Source organism: Spongiimicrobium sp. 3-5 (assembly GCF_046557915.1).
Taxonomy (GTDB): domain Bacteria; phylum Bacteroidota; class Bacteroidia; order Flavobacteriales; family Flavobacteriaceae; genus JBHEBG01.
Genome location: NZ_JBHEBG010000003.1, coordinates 137,401 through 158,509, shown reverse-complemented (window position 1 = coordinate 158,509; position 21,109 = coordinate 137,401). Strand labels below are relative to the sequence as shown.

General features: G+C 40.8%; 20 protein-coding genes. 12 read left to right on the top strand and 8 right to left on the bottom strand.

Going from position 1 to position 21,109, the window contains the following annotated elements; all coding sequences use genetic code 11:
- Nucleotides 1-74: 74 nt before the first annotated feature.
- The 4 genes from ACEQ81_RS12265 to ACEQ81_RS12250 all read left to right on the top strand — a co-directional run bounded on the left by ACEQ81_RS12265 (nucleotide 75) and on the right by ACEQ81_RS12250 (nucleotide 3,570).
- Nucleotides 75-1,589: a helicase HerA-like domain-containing protein gene (locus tag ACEQ81_RS12265; protein ID WP_411031190.1), complete on the top strand. Its 1,515-nt coding sequence runs from the start codon at nucleotides 75-77 to the stop codon at nucleotides 1,587-1,589.
- 5 nt (nucleotides 1,590-1,594) lie between these two features.
- Nucleotides 1,595-2,146 carry a hypothetical protein gene (locus ACEQ81_RS12260; RefSeq protein ID WP_411031189.1) on the top strand — a complete coding sequence of 184 codons (552 nt, stop codon included), beginning with the start codon at nucleotides 1,595-1,597 and terminating at the stop codon, nucleotides 2,144-2,146.
- A 25-nt stretch (nucleotides 2,147-2,171) separates the two neighbouring features.
- Entirely contained in the window at nucleotides 2,172-2,534 is a 363-nt protein-coding gene (locus ACEQ81_RS12255) for a cupin domain-containing protein (protein ID WP_411031188.1), read from the top strand.
- Between the two features lie 73 nt (nucleotides 2,535-2,607).
- Nucleotides 2,608-3,570 carry a YybH family protein gene (locus ACEQ81_RS12250; protein WP_411031187.1) on the top strand — a complete coding sequence of 321 codons (963 nt, stop codon included), beginning with the start codon at nucleotides 2,608-2,610 and terminating at the stop codon, nucleotides 3,568-3,570.
- Here the strand turns inward: ACEQ81_RS12250 and ACEQ81_RS12245 are convergent, their stop codons facing one another.
- Nucleotides 3,571-3,999: a winged helix-turn-helix transcriptional regulator gene (locus ACEQ81_RS12245; RefSeq protein WP_411031186.1), complete on the bottom strand. Its 429-nt coding sequence runs from the start codon at nucleotides 3,997-3,999 to the stop codon at nucleotides 3,571-3,573.
- A gap of 131 nt (nucleotides 4,000-4,130) precedes the next feature.
- Here ACEQ81_RS12245 and ACEQ81_RS12240 point away from each other — a divergent pair, with 131 nt between their 5' ends.
- Nucleotides 4,131-4,970, top strand: a complete 840-nt coding sequence (locus tag ACEQ81_RS12240; protein WP_411031185.1) for an alpha/beta fold hydrolase — start codon at nucleotides 4,131-4,133, stop codon at nucleotides 4,968-4,970.
- A 27-nt stretch (nucleotides 4,971-4,997) separates the two neighbouring features.
- Nucleotides 4,998-5,423: a VOC family protein gene (locus tag ACEQ81_RS12235; RefSeq protein WP_411031581.1), complete on the top strand. Its 426-nt coding sequence runs from the start codon at nucleotides 4,998-5,000 to the stop codon at nucleotides 5,421-5,423.
- 9 nt (nucleotides 5,424-5,432) lie between these two features.
- Here ACEQ81_RS12235 and ACEQ81_RS12230 read toward each other — a convergent pair whose 3' ends face one another.
- Genes ACEQ81_RS12230 through ACEQ81_RS12220 form a run of 3 tightly spaced genes read right to left on the bottom strand, consistent with a single transcriptional unit; the run spans nucleotide 5,433 to nucleotide 9,522 of the window.
- Nucleotides 5,433-6,443, bottom strand: a complete 1,011-nt coding sequence (locus ACEQ81_RS12230) for an NAD(P)-dependent alcohol dehydrogenase (protein ID WP_411031184.1) — start codon at nucleotides 6,441-6,443, stop codon at nucleotides 5,433-5,435.
- Nucleotides 6,440-7,747 (bottom strand): Zn-dependent hydrolase, encoded by a 1,308-nt coding sequence (locus tag ACEQ81_RS12225; RefSeq protein WP_411031183.1) that lies wholly within the window; start codon nucleotides 7,745-7,747, stop codon nucleotides 6,440-6,442. Before ACEQ81_RS12225 ends, ACEQ81_RS12230 begins: the two co-directional genes overlap by 4 nt.
- Nucleotides 7,748-7,785: 38 nt before the next feature.
- On the bottom strand, nucleotides 7,786-9,522 hold the full coding sequence (locus ACEQ81_RS12220; RefSeq protein ID WP_411031182.1) for an alpha/beta hydrolase-fold protein: 1,737 nt from the start codon (nucleotides 9,520-9,522) through the stop codon (nucleotides 7,786-7,788).
- A gap of 203 nt (nucleotides 9,523-9,725) precedes the next feature.
- Here ACEQ81_RS12220 and ACEQ81_RS12215 point away from each other — a divergent pair, with 203 nt between their 5' ends.
- Nucleotides 9,726-9,866 (top strand): hypothetical protein, encoded by a 141-nt coding sequence (locus ACEQ81_RS12215; protein ID WP_411031181.1) that lies wholly within the window; start codon nucleotides 9,726-9,728, stop codon nucleotides 9,864-9,866.
- A gap of 23 nt (nucleotides 9,867-9,889) precedes the next feature.
- Here ACEQ81_RS12215 and folD read toward each other — a convergent pair whose 3' ends face one another.
- From folD to ACEQ81_RS12200, 3 genes are all read right to left on the bottom strand, one after another.
- On the bottom strand, nucleotides 9,890-10,777 hold the full coding sequence (folD, locus tag ACEQ81_RS12210) for a bifunctional methylenetetrahydrofolate dehydrogenase/methenyltetrahydrofolate cyclohydrolase FolD (protein ID WP_411031180.1): 888 nt from the start codon (nucleotides 10,775-10,777) through the stop codon (nucleotides 9,890-9,892).
- 89 nt (nucleotides 10,778-10,866) lie between these two features.
- Entirely contained in the window at nucleotides 10,867-12,204 is a 1,338-nt protein-coding gene (gene ffh / locus ACEQ81_RS12205) for a signal recognition particle protein (protein WP_411031179.1), read from the bottom strand.
- Nucleotides 12,205-12,371: 167 nt separating this feature from the next.
- The gene (locus ACEQ81_RS12200) at nucleotides 12,372-14,135 is read right to left on the bottom strand and encodes a hypothetical protein (protein WP_411031178.1); all 1,764 of its coding nucleotides are present in this window, start codon (nucleotides 14,133-14,135) and stop codon (nucleotides 12,372-12,374) included.
- Nucleotides 14,136-14,241: 106 nt separating this feature from the next.
- Here ACEQ81_RS12200 and ACEQ81_RS12195 point away from each other — a divergent pair, with 106 nt between their 5' ends.
- From ACEQ81_RS12195 to ACEQ81_RS12185, 3 genes are all read left to right on the top strand, one after another.
- Entirely contained in the window at nucleotides 14,242-14,754 is a 513-nt protein-coding gene (locus ACEQ81_RS12195; protein ID WP_411031177.1) for an RNA polymerase sigma factor, read from the top strand.
- 136 nt (nucleotides 14,755-14,890) lie between these two features.
- Nucleotides 14,891-15,799, top strand: a complete 909-nt coding sequence (locus ACEQ81_RS12190) for a FecR family protein (RefSeq protein WP_411031176.1) — start codon at nucleotides 14,891-14,893, stop codon at nucleotides 15,797-15,799.
- On the top strand, nucleotides 15,780-18,341 hold the full coding sequence (locus ACEQ81_RS12185; protein ID WP_411031175.1) for a TonB-dependent receptor plug domain-containing protein: 2,562 nt from the start codon (nucleotides 15,780-15,782) through the stop codon (nucleotides 18,339-18,341). The genes ACEQ81_RS12190 and ACEQ81_RS12185 overlap by 20 nt, the downstream gene beginning before the upstream one ends.
- A gap of 6 nt (nucleotides 18,342-18,347) precedes the next feature.
- On the opposite strand, the gene argS is transcribed toward ACEQ81_RS12185, so the two are convergent.
- Entirely contained in the window at nucleotides 18,348-20,126 is a 1,779-nt protein-coding gene (gene argS / locus ACEQ81_RS12180) for an arginine--tRNA ligase (protein WP_411031174.1), read from the bottom strand.
- 170 nt (nucleotides 20,127-20,296) lie between these two features.
- Between argS and ACEQ81_RS12175 the strand changes: the two genes are divergently transcribed.
- Together ACEQ81_RS12175 and ACEQ81_RS12170 are read left to right on the top strand one after the other, a co-directional pair.
- Nucleotides 20,297-20,677 carry an MmcQ/YjbR family DNA-binding protein gene (locus tag ACEQ81_RS12175; RefSeq protein WP_411031173.1) on the top strand — a complete coding sequence of 127 codons (381 nt, stop codon included), beginning with the start codon at nucleotides 20,297-20,299 and terminating at the stop codon, nucleotides 20,675-20,677.
- A 3-nt stretch (nucleotides 20,678-20,680) separates the two neighbouring features.
- Nucleotides 20,681-21,106, top strand: a complete 426-nt coding sequence (locus tag ACEQ81_RS12170; protein ID WP_411031172.1) for a hypothetical protein — start codon at nucleotides 20,681-20,683, stop codon at nucleotides 21,104-21,106.
- The last annotated feature ends 3 nt before the right edge of the window (nucleotides 21,107-21,109 follow it).

Genomic DNA, 21,109 nt, shown 5'->3' with positions numbered 1-21,109 from the left:
AAATAGTACAACTCGGAAAAAAGTAAATTTACTTTTAACTAAAATTACCCTATTTTTATCAAAAATAAACCAGCATGAGCAGTCAGGACGCTTTCTTTACCCATATAGAAAAAGGATATACCACAAAAGGAGATTATATAACCATGGGTTCGGCCATGTTGGCCGGTGAAACTGTTACCAACGCATACGTAAAGATTCCTCTAAAAACGTTGAACCGGCATGGACTGATAGCGGGTGCCACAGGAACAGGGAAAACAAAGACATTGCAGGTTATGGCCGAAAACTTATCGGACAAAGGTATTCCTGTACTTTTGATGGACCTAAAAGGAGATCTTAGCGGATTGGCACAACCTAGCCCGGGCCATCCCAAAATTGACGAACGCCATCAAAAAATTGGACTACCTTTTGAAGCAAAGAGTTTTCCTGTGGAAATATTATCACTGTCAGAACAAGGCGGTGTAAAACTTAGGGCCACCGTTTCCGAATTTGGGCCTGTGCTATTGTCCCGAATCCTAGATCTATCGGAAACACAATCGGGTATTGTTGCTGTCATATTTAAATACTGCGACGATAACAAATTACCGCTCTTAGACCTCAAAGATTTTAAAAAGGTGCTGCAATACGCAACAGGAGAAGGCAAAAAAGAATTTACCGAAAGTTATGGAAGAATCTCCACAAGTTCTACTGGAACCATTCTAAGAAAGGTTATAGAGCAAGAGCAGCAAGGTGCAGACCTTTTCTTTGGAGAAAAATCCTTTGAGGTGGACGACCTTACCCGCATTGATGAAAATGGTCGTGGATATATAAACATAATTCGCTTAACGGACATTCAGGATCGTCCCAAACTATTTTCTACGTTTATGTTAAGCCTCTTGGCAGAAATATACGGAACCTTCCCTGAGCAAGGGGATAGTGACAGACCAGAATTGATTCTTTTTATAGACGAGGCCCATTTAATATTTAAGGAAGCCTCCAAAGCCCTAATGGATCAGATAGAGAGTATAGTGAAGCTAATCCGTTCCAAAGGTATTGGGTTGTATTTTGTTACCCAAAACCCAACCGACGTTCCCGATGACGTACTGGCGCAATTAGGTTTAAAGGTGCAGCACGCCCTAAGGGCTTTTACCGCCAAAGATCGAAAGGCCATTAAGCTTACCGCGGAAAATTATCCGGAATCCGAATATTACGATACCAAGGAAGTACTAACTTCATTGGGTATTGGGGAAGCCCTTATATCTGCCCTGGATGAAAAAGGAAGACCTACGCCCTTAGCAGCAACCATGTTAAGAGCGCCTATGAGCCGCATGGACGTTTTGACGAGCGGAGAGCTGAAATCAGTGATATCGGACTCAAAACTGGTAAAAAAATACAATGAGGTGATAGATAGGGAAAGTGCCTATGAAATTTTGAATGAAAAAATAGCGAAAGCCGAAAAAGAAGCGGAAAAAGAAGCAAGTAGAAGTAAGGCAAGTAGCAGTCGCACAACCCGAAGAAGAACAAGCACCAGACAAAATCCGGTTATCAAAGTACTTACAAGCGCCACTTTTATAAGGGGTGTCTTAGGGGTATTGAAAAAAGTTATACGCTAAAATTTATGAGAAAAATATACCAAATAGCCCTGCTTATGGCTAGTTTGACCCTTACACAATGCCAAGAAAAAGACACCACTTTTCTTGTAACCAAAGATAGGGTAGGCAAGCTGGAAAGATCGTCCGTACTAAAAGATTTGGATGCTATTTACGCCTTGGATTCTATTGTAAAAGATACTACCAAAATACGATTGGGTTCTTCTACCAAAAAGGTAAGGATTTATGAAAAAGGTGGAAAACACCTGCTCACCTTAACACCTTCAACGGACAGCCTCCCTGTTATTGAGAACATTAGGGTTTACGACCAGCGTTTTGTTACCGACAAGGGTGTGGGGTTAAACAGTACTTTTAAAGATATAAAGGACAATTATTCGGTAAGAAAGGTGGTTACCTCCTTAAACAACGTGGTAATCTTTCTAAAAGAAAACGACATGTATTTCACCATAGATAAACAAGAACTTCCGGCAAGTCTTAGGTATGCTTCCAGCACCAATATAGAAGCCGTTCAAATACCCGATGCAGCCAGAATTAAGTATCTCATGATCGGGTGGGACTAGCCATAAGGAATCCAAAATCAAGGATATGAAATATACCGTTCAAAAATTTCCCTTTGTTGTTCCTACGAACGATGGGAAACTTATTGAAGAACATTTTGGCCAGGCAACCGATGGAAATTCTGAGATAAGCATTGCGCATATGGTAGCACCTCCAGGTTGGAGCGAACCCTTCCAAACACCACTTTTTGATGAATACACCTATATCATAAAAGGTAAAAAGCAATTTATCATTGAGGGTGAAAAGGTGATTTTAGAAATTGGGCAGTCCATCAAAATAAATAAAAACACCCGTATTCAATATTCCAATCCTTTTAACGAGCCTTGCGAATACCTTGCCATATGTTTACCTGCATTTACTATCGAAAATGTAAATAGAGAGGCAGATTGAGTTGCTTATCCATATGTGGCACCAAACAAATACAACCGCAATTTTAGTTACCTTGACATAAAACCATCGTGTTATGAAAACCCATGTACTCACTGCAATTTGTTTCTGTATTTCGTTTTCCATTTTTTCGCAATACCAATTTGATCCCTCATTTGAACATCCATACGGACTTCCCAATCCCGAGGCCCCTAAAGAACTATTGGATTTTGCCCCTTTAATCGGAGAATGCAATTGCAGTTCCATAAGAAGAAAACCAGATCGTACATGGGCCGCTCCAGTGGCCATGAAATGGCGTTTTAAATACATTATGAATGGGATGGCCGTGCAAGACGAGACCTTAAAAGAAGACGGCTCCCATGGCGGTAGCATACGACAATTTATTCCGGACAGTACCAGATGGTACGTGCATTACTACAATACGGCAAAACCAAGTACTTTGTTACCTGTGTGGGAAGGGAACAAAAACGAGAATGGCAACATTGTGCTGTACAGAGAGCAAAAAGCACCCAATGGCGTAGCAGGCAATTACAGGCTTACTTTTTCGGAAATAAGCGCACAGGGTTACAAATGGACGGGTGAATGGGTGTCCAAAGATGGTTCCATTGTTTTTCCTACATGGAAAATAGATTGTACCAGACCCAAAATTTTGGGCAATGAAGCTGAAAAGACAAAAATACTAGCTGTATTACAAAAGTTTTCCCAAGACTATATGGAGGCAAATTATAACGGAATGCTCCAAGCCTACACCGCGGATGCTAAAATTTTTCCGACGGATGTAGATGTCATTGAAGGCCATGAGGCCATTAAAAATCGCTGGATGTTGGGTAAGGGAGCCAAGATATTACATCATAAGATGACCCCGGTAGAAATAAACTTTTTAGGAGCACATGCTTATGATTATGGATACTACGAAGGGAAAACAAAAAAAGTGGATGGATCCGTAGTAGATTGGAAAGGCAAATACGTAGTGGTTTGGAAAAAGCAAGGCAATACATGGAAAATGTATTTAGATATTTGGAACCGCATGGTAGACTAATTATTTATTGGTCCACTCCGCACGATTAGCGATTACCTTATCCCCATACTTTTCGGCCCATTCGGTAAGCTCTAACAACTTTTCGAGAAAGGTATGCCCAAAGTCCGTGAGTTGGTATTCTACCCTAATCGGTACTTCTGGGTACATCTGTCTATAAAGATAGCCATCTGCTTCCAAAACTTTAAGACGTTCACTTAACACCTTATTGGATATTCCATAAACATAGCGCTTTAATTGACTGAAACGCAATACTGGAAAGTACCCCAAATAGAGAAAAATTAGAATGCTCCATTTATCGGATGCCATTGCCATGACATCCCTAATTGGGCACCATTGCGGTGGATTGCGATAATCTATGTGCCCATACATTTCCTTGATTTTTTTTGCAGCCTTAAGTTTCTGATTTTCAGTTACAGTAACTGTTTTCATACCTAGTATAATTTATAACACCTATTTTATATTGATCTTAAATTGTTTAATTTTGGTTTTTATTAAAGAGTTGGTTACCAAAAGTAACCATTTTTTTGGTAAAAGAAAAATAATACAAATATGGGGAATTCATGAAAAGACTACTTAATAAATACATCCCTTTGGCCTATGGCTCTTATTTTAAAAGCCTCGCTGTAGTCTCTAGCGAACGGGCGGCAGAAAAGGCCTTTGTGCTCTTTTGCACACCCCGAAAAGGAAGGGTACTCCCAGAGCAAAGTGTATATTTGGATGAAGCCAAAGACCAAGTATTGAAAATCCAAAACACCTCCATACAGACATATTGTTGGCCGGGGAGCGGGCCAACGGTGCTATTGATGCATGGTTGGGAAAGCAATACCTTTCGTTGGCGCAACCTAATCTCAAAATTACAAGAAGAGAACTACAATATTATTGCATTGGACGGCCCCGCCCATGGCAATAGCACAGGGAAACAACTAAACGTTCCCCTGTATGCGGAATGCATCCAAGCCGTTATTAAAACCTACAATCCCACCTACCTTATAGGGCACTCTTTCGGTGGTATGGCCATGATCTACAATCAATACAAACATCCTAATGACGCAGTAAAAAAAATGGTGTCCTTGGGCGCTCCCTCGGAATTGTCGGATTTTATGGCTCAATACCGAAACCTTCTAGGGTTAAACCAACGGATGATGACAAGTTTAGAAGCGTATTTTATTAAAACTTTCAACTTTGGTTTTTCCGACTTCTCAACACCCAAATTTGCCAAATCCTTTACCAAGGAAGGTTTATTGATCCACGACGAACTAGATGCCATTGCGTCTATAACCTCTTCCGAAAACTTACATGCCAGTTGGAAAAACAGCACCCTCATAAGAACCAACGGGTTGGGACATTCCTTGCATCAAGATGCAGTAAGAAATCAAATCGTTGCCTTTCTAAAGTCCTAGAAAAAGAATATTTTTATAAAAAGATAGATTTTGACCGTATCTCCATTTCACATTGCCATCCCCGTGCATAATCTTGAAGAATGCCGCATTTTTTATAACGAGGTATTACAATGCGAAGAAGGGCGCAGCAGTGACCATTGGGTAGATTTCAACTTTTTTGGACATCAGCTTGTCATTCATTATAAGCCCAAAACAGAAAATCAGGACTTGTATTCCAATCCTGTGGATGGTAAGGATGTACCGGTACCGCATTACGGTGTGGTGCTGCCTTGGGAGATCTTCCACGACTTTGCGGACCAAATTAAGTCAAAAGGGATTAAATTCGTTATTGAACCCTACATACGCTTTAAAGGACAGGTTGGGGAACAGGCAACCATGTTCTTCCTAGACCCTTCCGGAAACGCTTTGGAATTCAAGGCTTTTAAGGATAGGGAGCAGCTCTTCGAAAAATAAGGGTCTGTTCTAAACCTTAAGTACAATTCTGAACCTGGCTTTCCCTTCCTCCAAATGCTTTATAGCTGCATTGACCTCTGCCAATGGAAATTCTTCAGTTGTTGGGTAAATGTTATGACGCACACAGAAATCCAACATTTGCCGAGTAAGGGCCGGACTCCCCAATGGGCTGCCACCTACCGATTTTTCGCCTCCAATAAGACTAAATGCCGGTATGGCCATAGGCTCTAACACCGCTCCTACGTTATGTAATTTACCCTTGGGCGCCAATGTACCCAAGTAAGAATTCCAGTCTAAGGTAACATTGGTAGTATTTAAAATAAAGTTTAGACTACCAGCAATGCTTTCCAAATCCTTGGGGTCCCTAGAGTTGATAACCTTTGTTGCACCCATGGCCATGATCTGCTCTTTTTTAGCAGGATTGGAACTAAATGCTATTACTTCGCAACCCCAATTTTTAAGAAATTTTAGCGCCATATGGCCTAAACCACCGATTCCGATTACCCCCACCTTATCCGTAGGTTTTACGCCAGATAGTATTATTGGGTTAAACACGGTTATCCCACCACAAAGTAAAGGTCCTGCCTTGGCCATATCGATCCCTTTTGGTAGCGGTGTAGCCCAAGACCAATGACTCCTTACATGATCTGCAAATCCGCCATGACGACCTACTATGGTCTGCTCTGCCGTAGCACAAAGATGATGGCTGCCATCCATGCATTCATTGCAATGCATACAAGAAGCAGAAAACCAGCCCAGACCAACCAAATCTCCTTTTGCCAGATTTTTTACCTCATCGCCAACAGCAATCACCTCTCCTACTACCTCATGTCCGGGAACAAAAGGGTATTGTGTAAGGCCCCATTCGTTGTTCAACATACTTAAATCCGAGTGGCACATACCACAATAGTGTACCTTAATATCTACCTGTTCGCTCCCTAATTCTCCTAAATCAAATTGAAAAGGGCTTAATTTACCTTGGGCCTCATGGGCCGCATACGCATTTACTTCTATCATCATTTTTTTATTAAATATTTATCCAAAATAAGAATCGTCTGCAAAAGTACATTGGCTCCATTGGCCATATCCTCAGCAGTGGTAAACTCCTCGGGAGAATGGCTTATACCATTTTTGCTCGGTACAAAAATCATTCCCGTAGGTGCAATCAGGGCCATATCTTGGGCATCGTGCCCGGCCCCACTCTGCATGTTTTTATGTGAAAGGCCAAGTTTTTCCGCTGCCATTTTGATCTTGTCCTGAACAAAAACGGTCGTTAGTGCAGGTTTTCCCGTGGTATCCAAAGCTCTAAAACGTATCTCTGTACCTGATTCTTCCGCTATTTTTTTTGCGCGCTGCTCAATATCCAAAAACAGCTTTTGAATTACTTCGGAAGACAAGTCCCTAATCTCCAAACTTAGGGTAACTTTACCGGGAATTACATTGGGAGCTCCCGGTTCTGCAGCTATCTTACCTACCGTCGCCACCTGCTTGCCTTCATAACTATTTGCCGCATCATTCACGGCGATTATGAATTTTGAAGCTGCCAAAAGCGCATCTTGCCTCATATCCATCGGGGTGGTCCCTGCATGGTTTGCAAAACCACTTATTTCTACATCCCACCAATTGAGGCCAACAATGCCCTCCACTATACCGATGTCTATATTTTCTTGATCAAGGATAGCGCCCTGTTCTATGTGCAGTTCTAGAAAAGCGGCCATTTGTCCTTTTTTGCGAACCACCTCAGCAAGTAATTTTGGATTACCCCCAAGTCTTTCAATACCTTCTCGCATGCTAAACCCGGTACTATTAACAACATTCAATGCAGATTCTCCAAGTTCCCCTGCCAACGCCCTACTTCCCATTACGCCACCTTCTTCATTGGAAAAAATAATAAGTTCCAGCGGATGGGTAGTATGTACATTTTCCTCCATAAAGGTCCACATAACTTCTATTGCGGCCATGGAGCCTACACAACCATCATAATTACCGCCATCAGGAACGGTATCAATATGCGAGCCAAAGGAAATGGTTTTTTTGGAAGAATCGGTGCCAGCTTTAAAACCAATGATATTCCCTGCAAAATCGATGCTTACTTCCATACCTACCGCTTTCATAAGATTCATAACATAGGCCCTTGAAGCAACATCGGCATCACTGAACGCCACGCGACTTGTTTCCCCATTCTCTTTTTGGCCAAACTTGGCGAGTTCAAAAATACTGCTCTCCAAACGATCTTTGTTTATCATTACTGTGGCCTGACTTTGTAATGAATTTCCGCTTACCAAAATGAACGAGGCAATTATAAAAAGGTGTTTTAAACGCATATTTAATGGTCTATAATTTTTTACAAGGCACTAGGACATTATTTATACCTCCAGCTAGTGAGATCTGCACCTTCGGGAGCACTCTCCGCAATTCGTTTCATTATCTTAGGAACGTACATACTATTATACCTAAGACGTGTAATATGGTTGGGCTTATCCGGGTCTCCGTTCCAACAATGCTCAGCTCTATCCCCATAGGTGACTTCACCTGCATAATAAGGATCTTTTGTACCCTCCAAAAAATCTTCCATTAGGTATACTGCATTATTGAGGTAATAATTATCCATATCGCCACAATAGATATGGATCTTTCCTTTTAAGTGCTCGCCCAGTTTATCCCAATCTCTTTCCAGAATATGTCTTAGATCGTAATTTTCCCTCCAGTATGCAGCTACCTCCTGATCAATATCCCCTGTCATTTTATCCCAAAGTCGAACCGGATAACCATCATCCCCTTGAGGAGAATATGTAGCCTCCCAAATGTCCCATTGTTGTCCTGAACGCGATTTATCGCCTAAAACCAGTTCTCGGTGATTTCCTTCTCTAAGTGTGGTCTGTACATGTCCCAAATAATCGCGATGACTAGGCACTTCCACTTTTTTAAAATCGCTCTCATAAAAATAGGCGTTCTTATCCTCATAAATATTGGTAAGGCAATAGGCTCTAAAATCTATCGGATCTGGGCACGCGGCAAAACAGCCATTGTATTCCTCGGGGTACATTACCTGTACTGCCAAAGCTTCCCACCCTCCTGTGGAACCACCATAAAGAAATCTAGACCAACCCTCTCCCAAGCCTCTAAATTCTTTTTCTATATGTGGTATCAGTTCGTAAGTAATGGCATCTCCGTATGGCCCCTGATTGGCTGAATTTACGGCATAAGAATCGTCATAATAAGGTGTTGGATGCTGTATTTCTATAATCAGGAATCTTGGAAAATCGGGCTCGTTCCATCGTTTATAAAAATCATAGGCCTCTTGTTGTTGAAGAATATTATACCCATCTAATTTAAAACGATCGGAATATTCTGGTTTCATATTGGGATCGGGCGGTGTAGTACGAAAACCTCCAAAATTGGACGGAAAATGCCCATGGAAGACCATAAGTGGGTATTTGGCCTCAGAATGTTCCTTAAACCCCTTAGGTAATAGTACATGGGCGCCCAAATACATATCCCTTCCCCAAAATTTGGACAAACGCTCCGATTTTATTTTGATATGCTTTATCCACTCCGTATCCTCGGGTTCTTCGATGGGAGGAATTATCTGGTCCATCACTACATTTATGGTTTCATTTCCGTTTTCTCCTATGGTTATTTTAAACGGTTTGCTATAAATATTTCCCGGAGACCTGTTCCATTGCTGCCCCTCCCCATTGTCCATAGGCAACTGTACTGTATGGCCTGTGGCAAGGTTAAACGTTTCATAGACATGCAAGAGGGCTTGTACATAATATTCCCCGGGTGGTATGTCTGATAAGCTTGGTATGGGCGACCCAAAGACCTGCCCATCGAAATGCACCCCTTGGCCAGGTGCCAGTTTATCAACATTGACCCCAAAAATGAGTTGTGTCTTAAGACCATCGTTTATCTGAAACCTAGGTTCATCGGCATTGTTGTTGGAAAGCATCAATAGCAGTCGGCCATTCTTGCTATCCACACCTATTTGGTCCGAGAAGGATACCTCAAAGGAAATTTTTGCATTTTTATTATTTTCAAGTTTGCAACCAAACAATAGAATAAGGAGAAATGCCGTTAGCGGAATCAGTTTTTTCATTAGGTTGGATATTTGATAAAAAGATACTGATTTCTTATCCAGCGTCAAACTAAAAAATAGACCATACCCAAGTTTGTTCAACCTATATATCGAATACTACTTTTAAGTGCTGGTCAGAACCACCTTGAAATTACAAGAATTTTGGCTTTATTACGTTATGTACTAGAGCGAACTTGGTAATAACACCTACTAAAACCTAGTTTATGAAAAAGTTGATACTTGCAGTTTCCATACTGCTCTCGGTGGTATGTTTCAGTAGCTGCACAAATGATGAGGGAAATAACGATTTAGACATCCTTAACCCCAACGATACCATACAAAGTGTTTCGGGTCAGTTGAACTGATGAGATATATACCAGTAAGTGGCCTAATGGTTTCTTGCCCTATGTCTTTCCCGTGCCAGAAGTGTATTTTTTAAGAGCATAGCGATGGTCATAGGACCTACACCTCCCGGTACAGGGGTAATGAAGGATGCTTTTTTGCTAACACCCTCAAAATCTACATCGCCTGTAATGTAGTAGCCACGTTCTTTAGTGGTATCTGGAACCCTGGTTATACCAACATCAATAATAACAGTGCCTTCCTTAACCATGTCCGCTTTCAAAAATTTGGGGACTCCAAGTGCGGATATGATGATATCGGCTTGTAATGTGAGTGCTTTTATATCTTTGGTACGGCTATGGGCCAGTGTTACGGTAGCATTACCGGGGTTCCCTTTCTGACTCATAAGAATGCTTATAGGACGCCCAACAATGTGGCTTCTTCCAATAACCACAGTATGTTTCCCTTGTGTATCTACTTCATATCGCTTTAGAAGCTCCATGATGCCAAAAGGGGTGGCGGATATGAAGGATTCCATATCCAAAGCCATTCTACCAAAATTAGTGGGATGAAAACCATCGACATCCTTATCGGGATCTACGGCCATAAGGACTTTTTGTTTATCTATGTGTTTGGGCAGTGGTAACTGTACTATAAACCCGTCTATATCGGAATTTTTATTGAGTTCGTTTATTTTTTGCAACAAGGCTTCTTCAGAAGTGGTTTCGGGAAGATGTATCAAGGTAGATTGGAAGCCAATCCTTTCGCAAGACCTTACCTTGCTTCCCACATAGGTTAAACTAGCTCCATCGTTACCAACAAGCACAGCAGCCAAATGCGGTACTTTTTCCCCTCCTTTCTTCATTTGGGCAACTTCTATAGCAATTTCATCCTTAATTTCGTTAGAGATTTTCTTCCCGTCTAATAGTTTCATGTGCTTTCTTCTGGTTATTGGTTTAAGGTTGATAGGTAAGCTTTTGGATATTTATAACTCCGAACGTGCCCGGCGCAACCGGGTCGGTGTTAGCGCATACCTTTCATTGCTCCCATCATTTGCATCATTTTTTTACCACCACCGCCTTGCATCATCTTCATCATTTTGCTCATCTGGTCAAATTGCTTCAACAATTGGTTTACTTCCTGTATGGTGCGTCCACTGCCTTTGGCAATACGTTTTTTTCTACTGGCGTCCAATTTGGAAGGCGTAGACCGTTCTAGAGGGGTCATAGAATGTATTATGGCCTCTATATGCTTAAAGGCATCATCATCTACGTCCAATCCTTTTAAAGCCTTTCCCGCCCCTGGAATCATTCCCATAAGGTCTTTTAGGTTCCCCATTTTCTTGATCTGCTGAATCTGACTCAGAAAATCATCGAATCCAAATTTATTCTTGGCTATTTTTTTCTGGATTTTCCGCGCTTCCGTTTCATCAAACTGGTCTTGTGCTCTTTCTACCAACGAGATAACATCGCCCATACCCAAAATACGATCGGCCATACGCGACGGATGAAATACGTCTATAGCGTCCATTTTTTCCCCGGTTCCAATAAACTTTATTGGTTTATCCACTACCGATTTAATGGAAATGGCGGCCCCTCCACGTGTATCACCGTCTAGTTTGGTGAGGATTACCCCATCAAAATTTAGTATATCGTTAAAGGCTTTGGCCGTATTTACCGCATCTTGCCCCGTCATGGAGTCTACTACAAAAAGGGTTTCTTGGGGTTTAATGGCCTTATGGATATTTGCAATCTCTTGCATCATCTGTTCATCTACCGCCAAGCGGCCTGCGGTATCTATAATGACTACATTAAATCCGTTGGTCTTGGCATGGGCCAGACCGGCTTTTGCAATGGCCACCGGATCGTTGTTTCCCCTATCGGAATATACCTCCACACCTATTTGTTCACCAACGACATGCAATTGATCTATGGCCGCAGGTCTGTAGACGTCACAGGCTACCAATAATGGGTTTTTTGTTTTTTTATTTTTTAGATAGTTTGCCAACTTTCCAGAAAAAGTGGTCTTACCAGAACCCTGCAGGCCAGACATGAGGATTACCGACGGATTTCCGGAGAGATCTACCCCTGCGGTTTCCCCACCCATTAGCTCCGTAAGTTCGTCTTTTACGATCTTCACCATTAATTGGCCGGGCTGCAAGGTGGTGAGTACATTTTGTCCAAGAGCCTTTTCCCTTACCTTATTGGTAAATTCCTTTGCAATTCTGAAATTAACATCGGCATCCAACAAAGCCCTACGCACTTCTTTTACGGTTTCCGCTACGTTGATCTCCGTAATTTGGCCGTGGCCCTTAAGCACGTGCAGTGCCTTATCTAATTTTTCACTTAAATTATCGAACATGGTCTTGTCTTCTTTACAGGAAATGCAAATTTAACAATAACAATGGGAAGTGGGAAGCCCCGCCCTTAAAAATATAAAAGAGAAAAGGGTAGCTTCTTCCGAAAACTACCCTTTTCCTAAAATTGGGGCAAATAAGGTATTGTTAAGTAGTGCCTATATAATGGTCACTATTGTTTTTTCTCGAAGACCAGCGTGGTAATGGTGTCATCACCGCTTATGTCTTTAAGCTCTACACGGCCTTCATTGATGGAAACAAAATCCCAATCGTCCGTAAGCTCACCCAATGGGTTCTGATCGCCTAAGTTAAGGTACACTTTAAGCTTGCCATCGCTGTTACGCAATACTCTCCAAAGTCCGGGAGAGGATGGACCGGTTTCTCCAAGGGTAGCAGTAATCATATGCTCTGCTCCAAAGGCAAACGTATATGCTGCAAAATCAGCTGTATCGTTATCATCGCCGTCTTGATGCAGCGCTACGATCCACTCGCCGTCCATCATAACATTACGGATTTCCAGTACATCACCGTCATCGGCATTGTCTTCACAAACGCGTTGTAGTATAAGTTCGTAATCAATATCCTCTACCTCAAACTTCAAGCGGTCGTCCCTAAGGTCTGTCAAAGGCCATTCAAAACTAACCCCTGGTTCGTCACCCATGGTAATTGCCATTACCAATCTTCCTTCTTCACTGGATGTAATCTCCCATGTACCTTCTGAAGTAGTTTCTTCGTTACTTAAGGTTACCACTCCTTCTGGCATGAACTTAAACTCATATCCAAGTAGTCTGTCTATCTCCTCGCCCTGGTTTTTCACTTTTTTAATTACCCAAACACATTCGTTTAAGACGGCTCTAAGCGTATCCGGACCAGTTTCATCATCCACACATATTTGTTTCATGATGATCTTGTTTCCACCTTCGGCATACAATTTTATCTTATGATCTTCTATTTCGTATACAAACCACTCCAAGGTAAAGTCTACCAAGACATCAAACTCTAGTTTTAACAATGGTCCATTATCGGTAGCCCTTGTGCTCCAAGTACCTTCAATATTGTTACCCATTCTGTCTTTTACAACTACCTCTCCACTCTCAAAGAAATTCATAACGTACTCAAAGTACTGATCTGTTTGGTTAACCTCGTCTCGTACCACTTCTTTAACTACCCATGGACAAGCGGTTAAACAGAAATCCAATCTACCATCCTCAAAATCGTCATCGTTAAAATCATCATCGTCATCTTCGTCACAAGCTTCCTTGGAAGTTTCAATGGCATTGGCCAATTCAGCGTTGCTATCTACTACAATCTCGGTTCCGTCATAAAGTTTTAAAGTAACTGGGAATTCTATACTGATAAGGTCATTTTCGTCCAATCCGGCGAAGAAACGTCTTAGTTCCTCATCGCTGTTCACAGATACGTTTCCTGTTTGCTCAAGATTTATATCGAACGTAAAAAGTGTTATAGGATAAACAAAATCTATACATTCAATATCATCGTCATCTCCTCCTTCTATACATTCTTCGGCCAACTCTCGCAACTCTTCCTTGTTGTTAATAACGATTTCGGTAAAATCTGCCAAGGTAATGGTGATAGGAAATAAAATTTCCAAAATATCATCATCAATATCAACCTCATCAAAAATCTCTTCTACCACCTCTAAATCTTCTAGAGAATCAATATTAACCTCAACTCCATTTACATTTACGGTATAAGGAAATTGAACGGCAAAGCAACTGGCTTCATCTATTATATTATCATAAGAGCCGTCTTTAGAGGAGGTTCTCTCTATAAGCTTGGCTGTGGATGAACTGGCCATAATGGTTTCTTGTTCGTCACCTGTAGGCAATTCTTCAAATTCTTCCTGACAGGCAGAAAATGTAAGCACCATAGCAAGTAAGCTTACATAGCATGTAGTATTAAAAAACTTTTTCATAACGATTTGGATTTTATTAGTTCGTACAATCATAAAACAACCAACTTTAAAAATACCCTACTCCGTTTTTAATTTTTTTTAAAATATCTTTGAAAAAACCAATCACTTGAGCACTGCTAATAAGGACAACGTATGCGAGGAGCAAGTATATAGCTCTCTCTTTAGAACTAATTCCAAAACGGTTTTCAATTACATATATTATAAGTATGGCAATGAAGAAAAAGCGCACGATGCTGTACAAGAGGCTTTTATTAAGCTTTGGGAAAACTGTGCCAAGGTAAGCCCGGACAAAGCCAAGTCCTTTGTATATACCGTGGCCAATAACTTATATTTAAATGTGCTGAAGGCAGAAAAGGTACGCCTTAAGTATGCCAACACCCAAAACGATATCTCTAACGAGTCTCCCGAATTTTTGTTGGAAGAAAAACAATATCAAGAAAAATTGGATAAGGCTCTAAACGATTTACCGGAAAACCAACGGGCCACTTTTTTGTTGAATAGGATCGATGGAAAAAAATATGCCGAAATTGCAGAAATGGAAGGTGTAAGCGTTAAGGCCATTGAAAAAAGAATGCATTTGGCCTTAAAAGCCCTTCGAGAACAGATTGACGGGATATAAGCAGTAGGTAGTGAGAGGTGGAAAGTTAAAAAGTTGAAACATAATAGGAAAAGACGGGAATTGGAAGTAGGAATGGAAGATGGCAGGTAGGGTTTTTTTCTTTTGGGTTGTTATATTAACGTAAAGCATAGAAATCATGCAAGAGAATTATTTGGCAAAATGGCTTAACAACGAACTCTCGGAAGAGGAACTCGCCGTATTTAAACAAACGGATGAGTATACTTCTTACCAGAAGATTTTGGCCGCTTCCAACAAGTTGGAGGCCCCTGAGTTCAATGTTGAAGAGGCGCTTAACTTGATAAAAGAAAAGCAGAAAGCCGAGGTAAAGGTTATTCCTTTGAGTCCTTTTAAAAGGATAATGAGAGTAGCTGCCGCCATTGCTGTAATTTTTGCTGTTTCTTACTTCTACATAAACTCAATGGATGAACAAGTAAGTACCCAGTTTGCCCAGCGAACGGAAGTGGTACTTCCCGATAATTCCGAAATAGTTTTAAATGCCGATTCCGAAATTTCCTATAGTGAGAGGAAATGGGACCAAGAACGAAATGTTTCCCTAGAAGGTGAGGCCTTTTTTAAAGTAGCCAAGGGCAAGCGTTTTACCGTTTCCACGGAAGATGGAATTGTAACCGTTTTAGGCACCCAATTTAATGTAGAAAATAGAAAAGGATTCTTTGAAGTTACCTGTTTTGAAGGATTGGTAAGTGTTACTTATAAAAATAAGGAGATTAAACTCCCGGGAGGATCTTCCTTCCTTGTTGTTAACGGGAGAATATTAGACGCGGAAATCCCAAATACTGCTGAACCTACTTGGATGAACAATGAGAGTACTTTTAAAAGTATTCCGTTGACCTTTGTATTGAACGAGTTTCAAAGACAGTACAATATAGAAGTGGCGACCCAAAATATTGATGTAGACCAGTTGTTTACAGGATCGTTTAGCAACACAAACATGGATTTAGCGTTACAGAGTATTAGTACTCCCTCTAAAATAAAGTTTAAATTAGAGGATAATAAAGTGCTATTCTATGCCGAAAGCGCACCCTAGACACGTTGTAACACTTTTTTTATCTTTACTTTTTCTGATTGCCGTTGGCAAGGCGCAGGACGGTATTCCTCTGTCCGAAGGCCTCATCTCCTACATCCGAACCTTAGAGGAGAAATTCGATATTAAATTTTCCTATGTTGACGAGGATATTGCTCCACTAAGAATCACCGTACCCCGGGAGGGCAGTTTGGATGAAATACTAAGCGCCATTCAGCAACAAACACAAATACAGATCAAGAAACTTAATGAACGTTATTACACCTTGTCTAAAAGTACTACAGTGGATATTTGTGCCATGGTGTTGGATAACTTTGAAGAAAATACCGTTACGGGGGCCACAATAGAAGTGCTAGGAAGCGATATCGTTACGGTTACAGACCTTAACGGACAGTTTAGATTGGAGAATATTCCCAGGAAAACCATGATCGGTATTCGGCATTTGGGTTATAAAACCAAATTTGTGAGTGCAGAAGATCTTACCACGGGCCGTCCTTGCAAAACCTTATTACTGGCACAAAATTTTCAAAAGCTGGACGAAGTGGTACTTTTTAAGTTTTTGACCACCGGACTATCCAAAGAAGACGATGCCAGCATATTGTTAAATACAGAGGATTTTGGAATATTGCCAGGACTGATAGAACCCGATGTACTGCAGACAGTGCAGGCACTTCCAGGTATAAAAAGCATAGACGAAACTGTGTCCGATATAAACATACGTGGTGGCACCAACGACCAAAACTTAATCCTATGGGACGGTATAAAAATGTATCAGTCCGGACACTTTTTTGGGTTGATATCGGTTTTTAATCCCTATCTAACGGATAAGGTGACCATTGTAAAAAATGGTACCAGTGCCCAATATGGCGATGGCGTAAGTGGGGTTATTAGTATGCAGACAAAAAATGATCTTGAAGATGGTTTTTTCGGCGGAGCTGGTTTTAACCTAATTGGAGGCGATATGTACGGTCAGATACCCGTAACCGATAACATGGCCCTTCAGTTTTCCGCTCGTCGTTCCGTAACTGATTTTTTAAACACCCCTACCTTTAACCGCTTTTTCGATAGGGCATTTCAGGATACCGAGGTAAAGGAGGGTAACAGCCCTTCAGCAGATATTGATATCCTTAGGGAAGAGAACTTTTATTTTTACGATTTTACGGGCAAACTATTATACGATATTAATAACTGGCAGAAAGTACGTCTAAGCTTTATCAATATTGTCAACAATCTAGATTATATGGAAACTGCCCAAGTAAGTGGCAGAACTACGGAAAGCCGATTAGACCAAACCAATATTTCTTTTGGTGGTAGTTTGGAAAGTAATTGGACCGATGATTTTTCTACTTTTCTAAACATCTACTATACCCGTTATAATCTAGACGCCCTAAGCATTTCGCCAGATGCCGTACAACAACTGTTTCAAAACAATAGGGTTTTGGAAACGGCCGTAAAGCTTAAAACCGATTATACCCTAACAAATACCATAAAGCTCTTCAATGGATATCAATTTAACGAGGTGGGCATTACCAATTTTACAGATGTTACCCAACCCCCGTTCAACAGTAATATCAAAGGGGTGATCCGTACCCACGCACTTTTCTCGGAAATTGGTTATACCTCCAACAACAACCTCCTTAAGGTAAGAGGAGGTGCGCGGCTCAATTACATGGAAAACCTGGACACGTTTAGAGAGTTTATCATAGAACCAAGATTAAACGTTAACTACGCCCTTACGGGAAACCTTAAAGTTGAAGTTTTGGGGGAATTTAAAAGTCAGACCACCAACCAGATCATAGATTTGGAGCAGAATTTTCTGGGCATTGAAAAACGAAGATGGATATTATCTGATGAGGTTACTTTACCAATCACCAAAAGCAAGCAGGGATCCATGGGTTTCGCACACGAGAAAAACAACCTGTATATAGGCCTAGAAGGCTTTTATAAAAAAGTGGAAGGTGTAAGTATTGCTACCCAAGGTTTTCAGAACCAAGATCAATTTAATGGAGAAATTGGCAGCTACGACATTAAAGGGGTAGAATTCCTGATCAATAAAAAGACACCGCGCTTTAGTACCTGGTTAAGTTATGCCTACAATGTTAATAATTACACCTTTGAGGACATAGACCCAAGTAAATTTCCCAACAATTTGGATATTAGACACACCCTTACCTTTGCAGGAACATATTCGCGAAACAATCTAAAATTGGGTATTGGTTTCAATTACAGAACAGGAAAACCCTTTACGGAACCTTTGGACGGACCAGGTGCTATAGATAGTTCTACTTTTCCATTATCCATCAATTACAAAGATCCAAATAGCAGTCGACTGTCAGACTATATACGGGCCGATGCCTCTGCCATTTATGATTTTGAACTAAGCCCTAGGGTTAAGGCTTCGGTAGGAGCCTCCGTATTAAATTTTCTAGACCGCGAAAACATATTGAATACCTACTATCGGGTCAATAATCAAGATAGAATAGAAACTGTAGAAAACGTTTCCCTGGGTATTACCCCCAATTTTAGCTTTAGAGTATGGTTTTAGCCGTTCTTACATCCGCTGAGGTACAGAAATCCCCAAAAGTTTAAACGCCGAAGCAATGACCTCGCCTACCTTTTTGGAAAGTTGTACCCTTAGGATTTTCTTTTGTTCATCTTCCTCACCTAATATGGACACATTTTGATAGAACGAATTAAATTCTTTTACCAAATCATAGGTATAATTGGCAATCAATGCCGGGCTATAGTTCTCAGCGGCCAACAATACCGTTTCCGGAAACAATTGTATTTGTTTCAAAAGTTCCTTTTCCTTGGGATGCAATACCAAAACGTCCGGAATTGTATCATTAAAACCGATACTGGTCGCTTTTCTTAGTATCGACTGTATCCTTGCATAGGTATATTGAATGAAGGGTCCTGTATTTCCCTGAAAATCCACGGACTCCTCCGGGTCGAACAAAATTCTTTTCTTGGGGTCTACCTTTAGAATGTAATATTTTAGGGCTCCAAGTCCTATCATCCTATAAAGACGCTGTTTTTCATCTTCGTTATACTCTTCCAACTTGCCAAGTTCTTTAGAAATTTTCTCGGCCGTGGCCGTCATATCCGCAATAAGGTCATCAGCATCCACTACGGTACCTTCCCTGCTCTTCATTTTACCGCTAGGGAGGTCTACCATACCGTAACTTAGGTGATAAAGGCTCTCTGCCCAGGAAAAACCTAACTTTTTAAGTAACAGAAACAGTACTTTAAAATGGTAATCTTGCTCATTGCCAACAGTATACACCATGCCGCCCACATCCGGATGGTCCGTAACCCGTTGAATGGCGGTGCCTATATCTTGTGTCATATAAACGGCGGTACCATCGGAGCGTAATACAATCTTCTCATCGAGCCCCTCATCGGTAAGATCTATCCATACGCTACCATCATCCTTTTTAAAGAAAACCCCTTTTCTAAGACCGTCCGCAACCACATCCTTACCCAATAAATAGGTATCACTTTCATAATATAATTTGTCAAAATCTACACCCAAATTTTTGTAGGTGATATCAAACCCTGCATATACCCAGGCATTCATTTTCTTCCAAAGTGCTACCACCTCCGTATCTCCGGCCTCCCATTTACGCAGCATTTTCTGAGCTTCCAACAAAATAGGGGCTTCTTTTTCTGCTGCCTTTATATCTACCCCTTCATTTACCAATTGTTTAATCTGTTCCTTATAAACTTTATCAAAGGCAACATAATAATTTCCAACGAGCCTATCTCCCTTAAGGGTTTCCGAGGGTTCCTCTCCCTTTCCAAACTTAACATAGGCCACCATGCTCTTGCAAATATGGATGCCTCTGTCGTTTATTATTTGGGTCTTATACACCTTCTTACCGGAAGCTTTTAAGATTTCGGAAACCGAATAGCCCAGCAGGTTATTTCTAATATGACCCAGGTGCAGGGGCTTATTGGTGTTGGGCGAGGAATATTCCACTATTACAGCCTTTTTATCCTGCTCCTCAACAGTACCATAATTTGCGTTGTTTTTTATAGTATTGAAAAAATTGAGATAGTACTTATCACTGATTGAAATATTTAAAAAACCTTTTACCACATTAAAGGCAGATACCTCCTTTACATTGTCTACAAGAAAACTCCCTACGGCGTTGCCAATTTCTACCGGGTTTCCTTTTACAATGCGAAGCATAGGAAAAACAACTACGGTTATATCTCCCTCAAAGTCTTTGCGTGTGGGTTGAAATTCAACGGTTGGGAGTACCACGGAATACAAAGAAGAAATGGCTTCCTTAACTTTTGTTGATAAGACTTCTTGGATATTCATTACTTACAGGTATTTAAGGCTGCAAAACTACATAAAATATATGCTTTTTTAGATCGAAAAATGATACGATAACCACTAAAGGCCCCTAATTTTGTTAACTTTAAGGACGATACAAAGCATATTTAACCTCAACAGCGCTAATTTTCACCTTTTATAATTTTGAGAAAGCCATGAATATTGAAGCATACCGCCAGTACTGTCTCTCAAAAAAAGGAGTGACGGAATCCATTCCCTTTCCCAAATTACCGGATATTTTAGTGTTTAAAGTAAAAGGGAAGATGTTCACGGCTACGGATCTAAACACTTTTGAAAGTATCAGTGTAAAATGTGATCCGGAAACGATTGATGAACTAAGGGCAATGTATCCTGCAATGCAAGACCCCTCCTATTTCAGTAAAAAACATTGGAGCAAAGTACTTATGGACGGTTCCGTTGCCGACGAACTTCTTTACCAGTGGTTAGACAAATCGTATGCCCTAGTAGTGGCCAACTTACCAAAAACGGCGCGCTTGGAGCTGCGAAACGAAGAACACCTTGGAAAAAAAAAGTAGGCTATGCTGGTTAATGTTTCCTATAACAATAAAGAAATAACAAAAAAGGTAGATGAGGCCGTGGGAAAACCCTTTCTGCTTAAAGAGCGCTTTAAAATGGGTGGTATAGGGTCTCCAAAAATGTTTATAACGGAGACCAGCTTGGAAATTCGGAATTTGTTGATTTTGGACAATACTATAGATAGTTGCAATATAGAAATGCGTCCTAAGGGCATTATTGTTAGGTTTCGGTCGCTTTTAGAAACTTTTGCGCTGGTAATACCCTACTATAAACTAACCATTTACAAGGGAAATGCAAGTGTCTATTCAGTACATAAAGATCAATATTTTATAAAGGTAAATTCCGATACCAAGGCGGTACAGAAATTTTTTAAAAAAATACTGGATTATAAAGCGGATAATTTGCCCACATCCATTGAAGACATCTAAACC